Source organism: Streptomyces sp. NPDC111606 (assembly GCF_055656945.1).
On the sequence record NZ_JBVKBY010000009.1, the window covers coordinates 115794 to 130036 of the forward strand.

At 70.7% G+C, this 14243-nt stretch carries 12 protein-coding genes; 3 read left to right on the top strand and 9 right to left on the bottom strand.

What is annotated here, in order from left to right; translation table 11 throughout:
- Positions 1 to 79: 79 nt before the first annotated feature.
- The 6 genes from ACZ7M7_RS29680 to ACZ7M7_RS29705 all read right to left on the bottom strand — a co-directional run bounded on the left by ACZ7M7_RS29680 (position 80) and on the right by ACZ7M7_RS29705 (position 5663).
- A complete protein-coding gene (locus ACZ7M7_RS29680) occupies positions 80 to 985 on the bottom strand; it encodes a universal stress protein (protein WP_383611449.1) in 906 nt (301 codons plus the stop codon).
- A 181-nt stretch (positions 986 to 1166) separates the two neighbouring features.
- The gene (locus ACZ7M7_RS29685) at positions 1167 to 1409 is read right to left on the bottom strand and encodes a DUF397 domain-containing protein (RefSeq protein ID WP_363043009.1); all 243 of its coding nucleotides are present in this window, start codon (positions 1407 to 1409) and stop codon (positions 1167 to 1169) included.
- A gap of 83 nt (positions 1410 to 1492) precedes the next feature.
- A complete protein-coding gene (locus ACZ7M7_RS29690) occupies positions 1493 to 2659 on the bottom strand; it encodes a thiolase domain-containing protein (protein ID WP_472121928.1) in 1167 nt (388 codons plus the stop codon).
- A complete protein-coding gene (locus ACZ7M7_RS29695) occupies positions 2656 to 3705 on the bottom strand; it encodes a thiolase domain-containing protein (RefSeq protein WP_472121931.1) in 1050 nt (349 codons plus the stop codon). Before ACZ7M7_RS29695 ends, ACZ7M7_RS29690 begins: the two co-directional genes overlap by 4 nt.
- On the bottom strand, positions 3702 to 4673 hold the full coding sequence (locus ACZ7M7_RS29700; protein WP_472121934.1) for a Zn-ribbon domain-containing OB-fold protein: 972 nt from the start codon (positions 4671 to 4673) through the stop codon (positions 3702 to 3704). The genes ACZ7M7_RS29695 and ACZ7M7_RS29700 overlap by 4 nt, the downstream gene beginning before the upstream one ends.
- 189 nt (positions 4674 to 4862) lie before the next feature.
- Positions 4863 to 5663 carry a crotonase/enoyl-CoA hydratase family protein gene (locus tag ACZ7M7_RS29705; RefSeq protein ID WP_383611461.1) on the bottom strand — a complete coding sequence of 267 codons (801 nt, stop codon included), beginning with the start codon at positions 5661 to 5663 and terminating at the stop codon, positions 4863 to 4865.
- Positions 5664 to 5841: 178 nt separating this feature from the next.
- On the opposite strand from ACZ7M7_RS29705, the gene ACZ7M7_RS29710 reads away from it, so the two are divergent.
- Positions 5842 to 7470 (top strand): acyl-CoA synthetase, encoded by a 1629-nt coding sequence (locus ACZ7M7_RS29710; protein WP_472121937.1) that lies wholly within the window; start codon positions 5842 to 5844, stop codon positions 7468 to 7470.
- A gap of 116 nt (positions 7471 to 7586) precedes the next feature.
- Positions 7587 to 9479: an alkaline phosphatase family protein gene (locus tag ACZ7M7_RS29715; protein WP_472121940.1), complete on the top strand. Its 1893-nt coding sequence runs from the start codon at positions 7587 to 7589 to the stop codon at positions 9477 to 9479.
- A 111-nt stretch (positions 9480 to 9590) separates the two neighbouring features.
- Here the strand turns inward: ACZ7M7_RS29715 and ACZ7M7_RS29720 are convergent, their stop codons facing one another.
- Together ACZ7M7_RS29720 and ACZ7M7_RS29725 are read right to left on the bottom strand one after the other, a co-directional pair.
- Positions 9591 to 10454: an alpha/beta fold hydrolase gene (locus ACZ7M7_RS29720; protein ID WP_472121942.1), complete on the bottom strand. Its 864-nt coding sequence runs from the start codon at positions 10452 to 10454 to the stop codon at positions 9591 to 9593.
- A 46-nt stretch (positions 10455 to 10500) separates the two neighbouring features.
- Positions 10501 to 10926 (bottom strand): hypothetical protein, encoded by a 426-nt coding sequence (locus tag ACZ7M7_RS29725; RefSeq protein ID WP_472121945.1) that lies wholly within the window; start codon positions 10924 to 10926, stop codon positions 10501 to 10503.
- 175 nt (positions 10927 to 11101) lie between these two features.
- Between ACZ7M7_RS29725 and paaK the strand changes: the two genes are divergently transcribed.
- Positions 11102 to 12397 (top strand): phenylacetate--CoA ligase PaaK, encoded by a 1296-nt coding sequence (gene paaK, locus ACZ7M7_RS29730; protein WP_472121948.1) that lies wholly within the window; start codon positions 11102 to 11104, stop codon positions 12395 to 12397.
- A gap of 230 nt (positions 12398 to 12627) precedes the next feature.
- Here paaK and ACZ7M7_RS29735 read toward each other — a convergent pair whose 3' ends face one another.
- Positions 12628 to 14127, bottom strand: a complete 1500-nt coding sequence (locus tag ACZ7M7_RS29735) for an acyl-CoA synthetase (protein ID WP_472121951.1) — start codon at positions 14125 to 14127, stop codon at positions 12628 to 12630.
- Positions 14128 to 14243: the final 116 nt, after the last annotated feature.

The window sequence follows — 14243 nt, forward strand, 5'->3', positions numbered from 1 at the left end:
TGCCTAACGACGAGGGCGTGGTGCCGCCCGGAGCGGGGGACATGACGGGCCTCGGATCCCCTTGCGCTCGGCGGGCCCCTCACTCCTCCGGCGGCGGGGGCGGTACGACCGCGACCGGGCTCGCGGTGTGCAGGAGGACGGCGTGGGTCACCGAGCCGATCATGCGGGCGGGGGCCAGGAGGCGGCGTCGATGGCGGCCCACGACGACCAGGTCCGCGTCCCTGGACGCCGAGACGAGGTGGCCGGCCGCGTCGCCCGGGGCGATGTAGAGCTGGGCGTGGACCCCCGGGTGGCGCTCGCGGTGCTGGGCGAGGGAGTCCTCGGCGAGGGTACGGGTCTCGGCCTCGACGGCGTCCTGGTCCTCGGACGGGGGCACGATCTGGGCGGTGGCTGCCGTCCAGACGTGCAGCGGCCAGTTGTAGGCGGCGATGACCTGGAGCCGGGCGCCGCGCAGAGCGGCCTCGGTGAAGGCGAAGGCGAGGGTGGTCTCGTCAGGGCTGTCCGCCTGGAGGCCGACGACGACCCGCGGGCCGGGCTCGATCGGCGTGTCGTCGTGGACCTCACGTCCCGGCTTGGGCACCACGACGACCGGACATCCGGCATCGCGTGCGGCGGCCATGCCGTTGGAGCCGAGCAGCAGGCTGGCGAAGCCGCCGCGACCCCGGCTGCCGAGCACCAACAGCTCGGCGGTGGAGCCCAGTTCGGCAAGCATCGCGGCGGGAGCGCCCCCGAGGGCGAGGTACTCCGTCGCCGGCCACTCGGCTCTCCCCTCCAGATACCGGCGTACCCGTTCGAGAACCGGATCATCCTCCGGATCCGGCCGCCCGGTGGGCAGCGCGACGGGCTGGGCCCACGCGGCGTACTGCTGCACATGGACCACCCGCAGCGGCGCCTCGCGCACCAGGGCGGCCTCGAAGGCCCAGTCCAGTGCGACCAGGCTGTCGTCCGAGCCGTCGACCGCCGCGATGACCGGCAGGGTGCTCATGGGTTCCTCACCTCCGGAAATACGACCCGTCCCGCTTCCGGGGCCAGCCTGGCTCAGGCCTCGGCCCGAGGGGCGTTCTCAAGGTCGCGTGTCCGGAAAAACGGGCGGAACACCCCCGGATCGGCCTGAAGGCGGCCGACGCGCGGGGCGACCGCCCGTCGGCTCGCCTGCGTCCACGGTGTCAGGTCAGGTCGAACTCGCCCTCCCTCGCGCCCGACACGAAGGCACCCCACTCGGCGGGTGTGAAGATCAGGGAAGGGCTCTCCGGGCGGCCGCTGTTGCGCATCGCGATGAACCCCTCGACAAAGGCGATCTGGACATCCCCCAGGCCACGGCTGCTCGAGTGCCAGTCGGCGTCTGCGAGGTCCAGCTCCGGCTTGTCCCAGCCCGTGATCGGCTGCTGCTGGATGGTGCTCTCGGCCACGTCCGTGCTCCTCCCGACTCGTCGTCCGCGGGCCAGCCTAGCGATCGGTTCCGGGTGCCGACAGGCCACGTGAGGGGGACCTTTCAGGAGGTCGGGGGTTCCGCTCCCACGAGCCACATCGAGAAGAACTGGGACCCGCCGCCGTAGGCGTGCCCGAGGACCCTTCTGGCCCGCTCCACCTGGTGTTCTCCGGCCTGCCCGCGCACCTGGAGGGCCGCCTCCGCGAACCGGATCATGCCGGACGCCCCGATGGGGTTGGTGGAGAGGACGCCGCCCGACATGTTGACGGGCAGGTCGCCGTCCAGCTCGGTCACGCCGGACTCGGTGAGCTTCCAGCCCTCGCCCTCGGCGGCGAAGCCGAGGTTCTCCAGCCACATGGGCTCGTACCAGGAGAACGGCACATAGATCTCGGCGGCGTCGATGTCCCGGCGCGGGTCGGCGATCCCCGCCTGCCGGTAGACGTCGGCCGCGCAGTCCTTGCCGGCCTGCGGCGACACGGCGTCCTTGCCGGCGAAGAGGGTGGGCTCGCTGCGCATCGCGCCGCCGAGCATCCAGGCGGGCGGGCGGGGGGCGCGGGCGGCTCCGGCGCGGTCGGTGAGGATCATCGCGCAGGCGCCGTCGGAGGAGGGGCAGGTCTCCGAGTAGCGGATCGGGTCCCACAGCATGGGCGAGGCCTGGACCTTCTCCAGGGTGATGTCGTGCTCGTGCAGGTGGGCGTAGGGGTTCTTCAGTGCGTTGCGCCGGTCCTTGTACGCCACCAGCGAGCCGACCGTGTCGGGCGCGCCGCTGCGCCGCATGTACGCGCGCACGTGCGGGGCGAAGAAGCCGCCCGCCCCGGCCAGCAGGGGCTGCTGGAAGGGGATCGGCAGGGACAGTCCCCACATGGCGTTCGACTCGGACTGCTTCTCGAAGGCCAGCGTCAGCACGGTGGCGTGCACGCGGGCCGCGACCAGGTTGGCGGCGACCAGCGCCGTGGATCCGCCGACCGAGCCGGCCGTGTGCACCCGCAGCATGGGCTTGCCCACCGCGCCGAGCGCGTCGGCGAGATACAGCTCCGGCATCATGACGCCCTCGAAGAAGTCGGGCGCCTTGCCGATGACGACGGCGTCGATGTCGGCCCAGGTCAACTCGGCGTCGTCGAGGGCGCTTCGGGCCGCCTCCCGGACGAGCCCGGCGATCGACACGTCCCGGCGCGCCGCGACGTGCTTGGTCTGGCCGATGCCTACGACGGCCACGGGCTCCTTGCTCATCGCGGATCCCCTTCGAGTACGGCGACCAGGTTCTGTTGCAGACAGGGTCCGGAGGTGGCGTGCGCGAGTGCCCGGTCGGACTCGCCCCGGTGGACACGGGCGGCGGCCTCTCCGATGCGGATGAGTCCGGCGGCCATCACGGGGTTGGCGCCGAGCGCCCCGCCGGACGGGTTGACGCGCACGCCGTCGTCGAGCTTCAGCGCCTTGCGCAGGACGATCTCCTGGGAGGTGAAGGGCGCGTGCAACTCGGCGGTGTCGACGGGCCGTTCGAACACGCCCGCCCGCTCGGCGGCGAGGCGGGTCGACGGCGAGTCGGTCAGGTCACGGACGCCCAGGCTGTGTGCCTCGATGCGGTGGTCGATGCCGCGGATCCAGGCGGGCCTGTCGCACAGTTCGCGGGCCCGCTCCCCCGCCGCGAGGATCACCGCGGCGGCACCGTCACCGATGGGCGGGCAGTCCCCGGTGCGGAGCGGTCGTACGACGTACTCCCCCTGTGGCACCGAACCCCGCAGCTGCGCATGGGAGTTGGCGGTCGCGTCGGTGCGGCTGCGGGCGGCGACGGCGGCGAGCGCGGTTTCGTCCGTGTCGCCGGCGTCGATGAGGGCCTGGGCCTGGAGGGCGGCGAGCGCGACGGAGTCGGGCCAGAGGGGGGCGACGTAGTAGGGGTCGAGCTGGCGGGTGAGGACGTCGCGGAGGGGACCCGGCGAGGACTTGCCGTAGGAGTAGACGAGCGCGGTGTCGGCGTCCCCGGTCAACAGCTTGGTCCACGCCTCGTACAGCGCCCAGGCGCCGTCCATCTCGACGTGCGACTCGGAGATCGGCGGCCAGGCGCCGACGCCGTCGAGGGCGAGGGTGAAGGAGAAGGCACGACCGGCGAGGTAGTCGCTGGAGCCGGAGCAGGTGAAGCCGATGTCGGCGGTCTTCAGGCCGGTCTGTGCGAGCACCTCGTGCAGGACGGGCATGAGCATCTCCACCTCGGAGAGCTCCTCACTGGTGCGCCGGTGGTCGGTCTGTGCGAAGGCGACGACGGCGATCTCGCGGTTCACAGCAGCTCCCTGTAGGTGTCGTAGTCCGCGTCGGGCTCGCCCGTGGGACGGTAGTGGTCGGGGAAGCGGGAGCCCTGTGTCCACACCGGTTCGACCCGCAGGCCCATCCGCACCTGGTCGTACGGGATGCCGCCGATACGGGCGTGCAGGGCGAGGCCGGCGCCGTCGAGGGCGATGTGGGCGTAGACGTACGGCACTTCGATGTCGAGGTTCTTCGCCTTGATGTTGACGATGCAGAACGTGGTGACTGTGCCGCTGGGGCCCACTTCGACCTGTTCCGATGTGGCCACGCCACAGGTGGGGCACGCACCCCTCGGCGGGACGTACACCTTGCGGCAGGACGGGCAGCGTTCGCCGACGTTGCGTCGTTCGGCCAGGGCGTTGATGTAGGCGGTCTGGGCGCGGCCCGGTGAGTACGTGTAGTCGAGCCGGGCGGCGGCGACGATCCCGGTGATCATGTCCTCGAACCGGCCGGTGTGATCCACTGGTTGGGCCGAGTTGCCGTCGTCCGGGCCGCTGCCTTCGGGGGCTTCGTCGTACGGCTCGAAGCCGGCGATGTCCGTGATGGCGCCGGTGCGCTCCCCGGCCCAGCGGACGCGGACCCGCATGCCGGTGTGCACGGCGTCGGGGCCGGGGGCGTCGAGGGCGTGCAGGAGGGCGGTGTCGGCACCGTCGAGGCGGACCAGCACCCAGGCGAAGGGCGTGTCGAGGGGCTGGTCGCGGCGGGGCGCGTGGTTCCAGGCCCAGGTGGTGACCGTGCCGGTGGGGGCGACCTCGACCAGGTCGCGGATCTCCTCGGCGGTGACGGGGTCGTACTCGACCGGTGGGACGAGCGTGCGGCCGTCGCTGGTCCGCACCCCCAGCACGACGCGTTCGCGCAGGCCGGTGAGGAAGGCGCTCTGGACGGGGCCGAGGGAGCGGGTAAAGGGGAACTCGACGACGAGCGGTGCTTTGAGGACTTCGGGCATCGAGAGCGTGCCTCCTTCGGATCATGGTCGGTGGGTTGCACCCCCAGAGGGCGCGGGGCTGTGACATGTGCGGCTCCGCCGCGTGGGCGCGCCCGGCCGCACACAGCCCGCAGTGTCCGAACCGCACCTCCGGGGGAGCGCCAGCGCGTGCCAGGCGTCGCGGGGCAGGCGGGACTTTGCGGACACGGCCTAGGCGCGCTTGTAGACGGGTGGCCGCTTCTCCGCGAAGGCGCGGGCGCCCTCTTTGGCGTCGGCCGTGTCGAAGACCGGCCAGCCGCGCTTGAGTTCGGCGGCCAGACCGTCGGCCTCGGTCATCTCGGCCGTCTCGTAGACCGACGCCTTGACGGCTTCGACGGCCAGCGGGCCGCAGGCGTTGATCTGTTCGGCGATCTCCAGGGCCTTGGCGAGCGCCGTGCCGTCGGGTACGACGTGCCCGATCAGGCCGATGCCGGCGGCTTCGCGGGCACTGTACGGGCGGCCGGTGAGCAGCATCTCCAGGGCGTGGGTGCGCGGGATCTGGCGTTGCAGACGGACCGTGGAGCCGCCGATCGGGAACAGACCGCGCTTCACCTCGAACAGCCCGAAGGTGGCCGACTCGCCCGCGACCCGGATGTCCGTGCCCTGCAGCATCTCCGTGCCACCGGCTACGCAGTAGCCCTCGACCGCCGCGATCACCGGCTTGCGCGGCCGGTGGTGGCGGAGCATCGCCTTCCAGTGCAGGTCGGGATCGGCCTTGAGCCGGTCGCGGTACTGCTCGCCCGCCATGCCGTTCCCGGCCAGGGCCTTGAGATCCATGCCGGCGCAGAAGGTGCCGCCGGCTCCCGTGAACACGATCGAGCGGATCGAGTCGTCCGCGTCGGCCTCGGCCCAGCCGTCGTGGAGGCCGACCAGCATCGGCAACGAGAGCGCGTTCTTCGCCTCGGGCCTGTTGAGCGTGAGCACCAGTGTGGCGCCCTCGCGCCGCACGGCAAGGTGTTCCGTCCCACTCATGACCAGTCTCCCCTCTTACAGAACGAGAACAGGTTGCAGTAGGCGCGGAGGCACTTCAAGGGTTTTCTGACAGTCAGTCAGATTCTTTTGCGCGGAGGCTTCACAGTTGTGCCGCCCTTTGCTCTGATGACCGGCGAACCGTTGAAGAGCCAGGCCGTGGCCGAGGTCAGGAGGAGCGGTGGAGTACAACATTGCCGACCTGTTCGAGTCGGTCGTCGACGCGGTTCCCGACCGCGAGGCGCTCGTGTACATCGACCACCCGGGCACGGGCGTGGAGCGCCGTCTGACGTACGCGCAGCTGGACGCGGCCGCCAACCGGATCGCGCACCATCTGACCGACAGCGGGATCCGCCCCGGCGAGCACCTCGGGCTCCACCTCTACAACGGCATCGAGTACCTGCAGACGGTGCTGGGCTGCCTGAAGGCGCGGATCGTTCCGGTCAACGTCAACTACCGCTATGTGGAAGAGGAGTTGGTGTACCTCTACCGGGACGCCGATCTGGTGGCCCTGGTCTTCGAGGCGGAGTTCACGGACCGGGTGGCGGCGGCCCTGCCGCGCGTGGACGGACTACGGCATCTGGTGCGGGTGGGCAGCGTGACCCCGGGCGCCGCCAAGGCACCGGTCGTGCCCGCGGTTGCCTTCACGGACGCCGAGGCCGCCGGGTCGCCCGAGCGGGGATTCCCGGCGCGGTCGGGGGACGACCAGTTCATCATCTACACCGGCGGCACCACCGGGATGCCCAAGGGCGTGATGTGGCGGCAGGAGGATCTGTTCTTCTCGGGCCTGGGCGGGGGCGCGCCGACCGGTGAGCCGGTGAAGAAGCCGGAGGAACTCGCCGAGCGCGTGGCGTCGGGCGGCGACGGGATCACCTTCTTCCCGACCGCCCCCCTGATGCACGGGACGTCCACGCTGACCGCCTTCATCGGCTTCAACTTCGGCCAACGCATCGTGATCCACCGCAAGTTCGCCTCGGAGCAGGTCCTGCGGACGATCGAGAAGGAGAAGGTCACCAGCGTGTCGCTGGTCGGCGACGCGATGCTGCGGCCGCTGGTCGACGCGCTGAACGGGCCGATGAAGGGCACGGACTGCTCGTCGATGTTCAGCGTGTCGTCGTCCGGGGCGATCATGTCGGACACGGTGCGCCGGCAGTTCCAGGAGCTGGTCCCGAACGTGATGCTGCTGAACAACTTCGGCTCCTCGGAGTCCGGCTTCAACGGTACGGCGACCGAGGACTCCGGCCCCGAGCGCGGCTTCCGCATCCGCGTCAACTCCCGTACGCAGGTGGTCGATCCGGCCACCCACGAGCCGGTCGCCGTCGGCGAGGTGGGTCGGGTCGCGCAGTGCGGTCACGTGCCGCTCGGCTACTACAACGACCCGGGGAAGACCGCCGAGACCTTCTTCGAGAAGGACGGCGAGCGGTGGGTGCTGCTCGGCGACATGGCCACGGTCGACGCGGAGGGCGTCGTCACGGTGCTGGGCCGCGGCTCGCAGTGCATCAACACCGGGGGCGAGAAGGTGTACCCGGAGGAGGTCGAGCAGGCTCTCAAGTCCCACCCCGACGTGTACGACGCCCTGGTGGCCGGGGTGGCGGACTCGAAGTGGGGGCATCACGTGGCGGCCGTGGTGCAGTTGCGGGCGGGGGCGGTACGGCCGTCGCTGGCGGACATCCAGACGCACTGCCGCTCCCATCTCGCGGGGTACAAGATCCCCCGCCAGCTGGTGATCACGGACTCGATACGGCGCTCCCCCAGCGGCAAGGCGGACTACCGGTGGGCGCGCGAGGTGGCGGCGGCAGCGGACGGATGAATTCCGGGCAGGTCTGATTGAACCTAAGGTGACGTGCGGACGTACTCGTGGTGGCAGGCTCGGTCATCGGGCGCTGTTTGCCATGCCATCGCAAGACCGCACGGGAGGACCTCCGGGTGTCGCAGGAGGCAACAGAGCAGGTAACACGAGAGTCGGAGGACTCGGCCACGGCTGAAGCGGGCGAGGCCGCCGAGGCGGTCGACGCGGCTGAGGGGAACGCGGCGGACGAGGACGCCGACCCGGCGGGGGCGAAGGCGGCGGTCGAGGACGCCGACCCGGCCGAGGCGAAGACGGCGGTCGAAGACTCCGACCCGGCCGAGGCGAGCAGCCCTGCGGAGTCGCCCGGCTCCCCGTCCCCCGGCTGGTTCGGCTGGCGCCGCCGCTACCCCCGTACGGCACGCGGAGTCACCGTGGGGACGACCGTGCTGGCCGGGGCGCTGCTGCTGTTCGCGCTCCTTGTGCCGAACCGCGTCGAACGGCTCGATCCGGAGTCGTTCTTCCGGCTCCCGGCCGAGGGGATCCTGCTCGCGGGTCTGCTGCTGGCGCTGCCGCCGCGGTCACGGCGGCTGATGGCAGTGGTCTCCGGTGCGCTGCTCGGACTGCTCACCGTCCTGAAGTTCGTCGACATGGGCTTTTACCAGGTACTGGCCCGCCCCTTCGACCTGGTCCTGGACTGGATCCTGCTCGACGACGCGGCGGAGTTCGTCCGGGAGTCCTTCGGCCGGACCGGGCAGGTGCTGGCGGTCGTCGGGGTGATCGTGCTGTTCGTCGCCGTGCTGGTCCTCATGACGCTCGCCATGGTGCGGGTGACGAACCTCATGGTCGGCCACCGTGCCGTCGCCGCCCGCACGACGCTGATCCTCGGTACCGCGTGGATCACCTGCATGACGCTGGGCATCCAGGTCACCGGCGTGCCGCTCGCCACCAAGGGCAACGCCGAGTTCCTCAACAACCGTGTCGAGCAGGTGCGCGCGGGCCTCAGGGACGGGCGGGTCTTCCAGAAGCAGGCGGCCGTCGACGCCTTCGCGAAGACACCGCCGGACCAGCTGCTGACCGGGCTGCGCGGCAAGGACGTCCTGTTCACGTTCATCGAGAGCTACGGCCGTGTGGCGATCGACGACCCGGCGATGGCGCCACAGCTCGACGCGACGCTCAAGGAGGGGACGAACAGGCTCAAGGCGGCCGGGTTCCAGTCGCGCAGCGCCTGGCTGAAGTCTCCGGTGACAGGGGCCGGCAGCTGGCTCGCCCACTCCACCTTCCTCTCCGGCCTGTGGATCAAGAACCAGCAGCGGTACCGGAGTCTGACGACCAGCGACCGCGCGACGCTGAACAGCTACTTCCGCAAGACCGGCGCGTGGCGCACGGTCGGCGTCGTGCCCGGCGTGCGGCGGGCCTGGCCGGAGGGCAAGTACTTCGCCCTCGACCACATCTACGACTCGGAGCACCTGGGCTACCAGGGCCCGTACTTCAGCTGGACCCCCGTGCCCGACCAGTTCAGCCTGGAGGCCTTCCAGCGTCTGGAGCACGGCAAGAAGGACCGCGAGCCGATCATGGCGGAGATCATCCTGGCCTCCAGCCACAACCCCTGGTCCCCCATCGCCCGCATGGTCGACTGGGATGACCTCGGCGACGGCTCGGTCTTCCACCAGATCAAGAAGGAGGGCACGGACCCCAAGGAGGTCTGGAAGGACCCCGAGCGCGTCCGCACCGAGTACCGCCGCGCCATCGAGTACTCGATCAACAGCCTCACCGAATGGGTCGAGCGCTACGGCACCGACAACACGGTCCTCGTCTTCCTCGGCGACCACCAGCCCGTACCGACCGTCACCGCCGGCAGCACCAGCAAGGACGTCCCCGTCACGGTCGTCGCCCGCGACCCGAAGGTCCTCGAAAAGATCGCCGACTGGCACTGGACGGACGGCCTCAAGCCCGCGCAGAACGCTCCGACATGGGGCATGGACAAGTTCCGGGATCGCTTCATGACGGCGTACGGGCCGCAGGCGAAGTGAGGATCCCTCCGTCCCTCGGAGAAGGCGCACGGGCCGGCCGCGAAGGCCCGCTGCTGCGGGCCCGCGTCGCCGTCGAGCCCTCGACGACGTCGAAAAGGGCGCGGTCCGAACTCATCCCGTTCGCAGGCGCGGCGCATCCTCCCTCTCCAGGAATGCGACGACACACCGTACGAACCATTCCGCGTCGTCCAGCCACGGGTAGTGCCCGGCGCCGGGTTGCACGACACACTCGGCGTTCGGGAAGACGTCGGCGGTGCGGCGGGCGACTTCCGGAGTCGGGGCTCCGTCCAGTCCACCGGCGAGGACGAGGACCGGGACGGTGAGCCGGGCGAGCCGGGAGAGGGTCGTGGGCGGGTCGTAGGCGCCGTCGGAGTGGTAGATGTCGGCGGCCTCGTCGTTGAACTCGTGGTCGCCGCGCGCGTCGTGCTCCTTGGCGACGTCGTCCCAACGACCGTAGAAGAAGGGCGCGAACGCACGGTCGAATTCCCCAGTCCCTGCCAGCCACGCCTCGAATGCCGGAAATGCCTCCGCGAACCACGGCTCACCCTGCCTCGACCGGGCGGCGACCAGACGGTCCTCGGCCGCGGCCGGCATCCCCAGCGCCCAAGGCGTCGCGGTCACCAAGGCCAGCCGCGCCACCCGCTCCGGATACCGGGCGGCGTACAACATGGCCAGGCTCCCGCCCGCCGAGTGCCCGAGCACGTGCATGTGGTCCAGCCCCATGTGGGCGCGCAACATCTCGACGTCGTCCACCAGCTGGTCGCAGCGGTACGTGGCCGGATCCACCGGCATCGCGGAGTCCCCGGTGCCGCGCAGGTCGAGGAGGACGAGCTGCCGGTGCGCGGCCAGTCCACCCAGGTCACCCAGATAGGCGGAGGCCCGCATCGGCCCACCGGGCAGAACGACGAGCGGTTCGCCTTCTCCTCGCAAGTGGTAGGCGATCTCGGTTCCATCGGCGGCAGTAAAGGTCGGCATGACGTCGATCTTGGCTGCCGGTCTCAGCCATCGCAACGGAGTTGCCTCACAGGACAATGGGGCGATGGGCCAAGGCCGCGTCGACGATCTCCCCGGCGGGTGCTTCCTCCAGGCCGGCGGGCGGGTGGAAGACCGGAGCCGAGGCGGACGGGTGCGCGGCGTCGGTGTCGCAGAGGAGTCGGTAGTGGTCCTCGTCAGGCCCGCACTCGCGGATCCTTCGGACGACCTCGACGAGTTCGTCGCGCGTGATGTCGGACACCCGCGGATGCGCCGGACGTGCCGCTTCCCGCGCGAACTCCTCAACGGTCCGCGACCCGCTGTGCGCGAGGAACCGGTACGCATCGGAGGCATGACCGGTGTCCTCGTTGAACGCGGTGACAGCCGCGTCCGCCGCCGCCCGTTCGCCACTGCACAGCAGACTCTCGATCCGTGCGACCGCACTGGCGCCTTCCCGCAGGCGCGCCTCCGGCACCGGGCGGGGAGCAGCTCTGCACGCAAGTCCATGAACGCCATTCCGGTGCCCTGCCTCGCAGAAAGTGCGGCCCGCCCCCTTGCCTGATCAATCAGCTCCTGGATTACTGATCCCGAACACCCAGACCGAATGATCGGTCGTCCGGATTGACGCGGTTGGCGAGGGAGAAGTCCCCATGGCGGATGCGACGGAGCTGCTGGACTCGGGGGAACGGCTCGCGCCGGAAGCATTGCGCGCGTTGCAGCTGGAGCGGTTGCGGACGTCCTTGCGCCATGCGTACGACAACGTGCCGTTCTACCGTGCCTCCTTCGACAAGGCGGGCGTACGGCCCGACAACTGCCGTTCGCTCGCCGACCTGGCGCACTTCCCGTTCACGACCAAGGCCGACCTGCGCGAGAACTACCCGTACGGGATGTTCGCCGTGCCGCAGGACCGTATCCGCCGCATCCACGCGTCCAGCGGCACGACCGGCCGGCCCACGGTTGTCGGCTACACGGACGGCGACCTGTCCCTGTGGGCCGACATGGTGGCCCGGTCCATCCGGGCGGCGGGCGGGCGGCCCGGGGACACGGTGCATGTGGCGTACGGCTACGGGCTGTTCACCGGCGGACTCGGCGCACACTATGGGGCCGAACGGCTCGGCTGTACGGTCATCCCCGCGTCCGGCGGCATGACGGCCCGCCAGGTCCAGCTGATCCAGGACCTCAAGCCCGGGATCATCATGGTGACGCCGTCGTACATGCTCACCCTCCTCGACGAGTTCGAGCGGCAGGGCGTCGATCCGCGCGGGACCTCCCTGCGGGTGGGCATCTTCGGGGCCGAACCCTGGACCGAGCAGATGCGTCACGAGATCGAGGAGCGGTTCGCGATCGACGCCGTCGACATATACGGGCTGTCGGAGGTCATCGGGCCCGGGGTCGCGCAGGAGTGCGTCGAGACCAAGGACGGGCTGCATGTGTGGGAGGACCACTTCTTCCCCGAGATCGTCGACCCGATCACGGGCGAGGTGCTGCCCGACGGCGAGGAGGGCGAGCTGGTGTTCACCTCCCTCACCAAGGAGGCCATGCCCGTCATCCGGTACCGCACCCGGGACTTGACGCGGCTGCTGCCGGGGACCGCCCGGGTGTTCCGGCGGATGGAGAAGATCACCGGGCGCAGCGACGACATGGTCATCCTGCGCGGCGTCAATCTCTTCCCCACCCAGATCGAGGAGATCGTGCTCCGCACCCCGGGTGTGGCACCCCACTTCCAGCTGCGTCTCACCCGTGAAGGCCGGCTCGACGCCCTGACCGTCCGGGCGGAAGCCCGCCCCGACGCCTCCCCCGAGACCCGGGACGCGGCGGAGCAGGCCATCGCGGCGGCCGTGAAGGACGGTATCGGCGTGTCGGTCGCCGTGGAGATCGTCGAACCGGAGTCACTGGAACGCTCCGTGGGCAAGATCCGGCGCATCCAGGACCTGCGCCCGCGCTAGGTCGTGTCCGCAAAGTCCCGTCGCCCGCCCGGAGGGCGGGCCCCGCGGCGTCCGGTGCGTGCTCTCGGCGTGCCGGGCGGAGCCCCTTGTACTGGATGTACTCGGGGCTTCGCCCGGTGCGGCGGTGGGCCCCTCCCGCTCGAGCGAAGCCGAGAGTGGGGGAGCGTGCCAGGCGTCGCGGGGCAGGCGAGACTTTGCGGACACGGCCCAGGCGGGCGGCGGGGGCGTGATCAATCGTGAGCGAACCGGTCCCGCAGCTCCCGCTTGAGGATCTTCCCGCTCGCGTTGCGCGGCAGCCCGTCCACGAACACCACCCGCTTCGGCGCCTTGAAGTGGGCGAGCTTCTCGCGCGCGTGGTCGATCAGCTCGGTGTCGCTCACCTCGCCGCGCGGGACGACGACGGCCGTGACGGCCTCGATCCAGCGCTCGTCGGGCAGGCCGATCACGGCGACCTCGGCGACGCCCTCGTGGGTGTACAGGGCATCCTCGACCTCACGTGAAGCGACCAGTACGCCACCGGAGTTGATGACGTCCTTCACCCGGTCGACGATCGTGAAGTAGCCGTGCGCGTCGCGCACCGCGAGGTCCCCGGAGCGGAACCAGCCGTCCCGGAAGGCGTCCGCGGTCTCCTCGGGCTTGTCCCAGTAGCCCTCGCACAGCTGCGGTGAGCGGTAGACGATCTCGCCGGCCGTACCGTCGGGCACGGTCTCGCCGTCCTCGTCGACCACCCGGGCGTCGACGAAGAGCACGGTCCGGCCGCAGGAGTCCATCCGGCCCTTGTGTTCGTCGGGGGCCAGCACCGTGGCCAGGGGGCCGATCTCGCTCTGGCCGAAGCAGTTGTAGAAGGCCAGCTTCGGCCACCGCTCACGCAGCCGCTCCAGGACCGGCACCGGCATGATCGAGGCGCCGTAGTACGCCTTGCGCAGTCCCTCGAGGTCGCGGGTCGCGAAGTCGGGGCGGCCGGCGAGGCCGATCCAGACCGTGGGTGGGGCGAACAGGCTGTCCGCGCGGCCCGCCTCGATGAGGTCGAAGAGCTGGTCGCCGTCGGGCGACTCCAGAATGATGTTGGTGGCACCGACCGCGAGATACGGCATGAGGAACACGTGCATCTGCGCCGAGTGGTACAGCGGCAGCGAGTGGACGGGACGGTCGCCGGGGCTCAGATCGAGGGCGGTGATCGCGCTCAGGTACTCGTGGACCAGGGCGCGGTGGGTCATCATCGCGCCCTTCGGGAGGGCCGTCGTACCGGAGGTGTAGAGCAGCTGGACCAGGTCCTCGCTGCGCGGCTCCGGGCCGTCGTGGACGGCTGCCGTGGCCTGCCGTGCCAGCAGGGAGTCGTCGGCGTCGCGCAGCGGCATCGTGGGGACGCCGTCGGGCAGGCGGCCAGCCAGGCCGGGGTCGGCGAGGACCAGGGAGCTGCCGGACTGGCGGACGATGTAGGCGAGGTCGTCGCCGGTGAGGTTCTGGTTGACGGGGACGTGCACTAGGCCCGCGCGGGCGCACGCCAGGAAGGCGATCAGATACGCGCTCGAGTTGTGGCCGTAGGCGGCCACCCGGTCGCCGGGGGTGAGGCCCTGGTCGAGCAGGACGCTCGCCGCGCGGGAGACGGCCTCGTCGAGTTCCTCGTACGTCCACGCGCGCTCGCGGTCCTCGACCGCGACGCGTGCCGGGGTGCGTCGGGCGCTGCGGCGCAGCACTCCGTCAACCGTGCTGCCGTGTCCTGGCGTCATGACACATGATCCTCGGTGCGTCGAAGGGACGGGTCAAGAACCAGGCCCGACACTGACCGGGGACACATACCCGTTGGTACGCTCAACGGCTCCTTCCCTCAATGACGTTGGGAGGC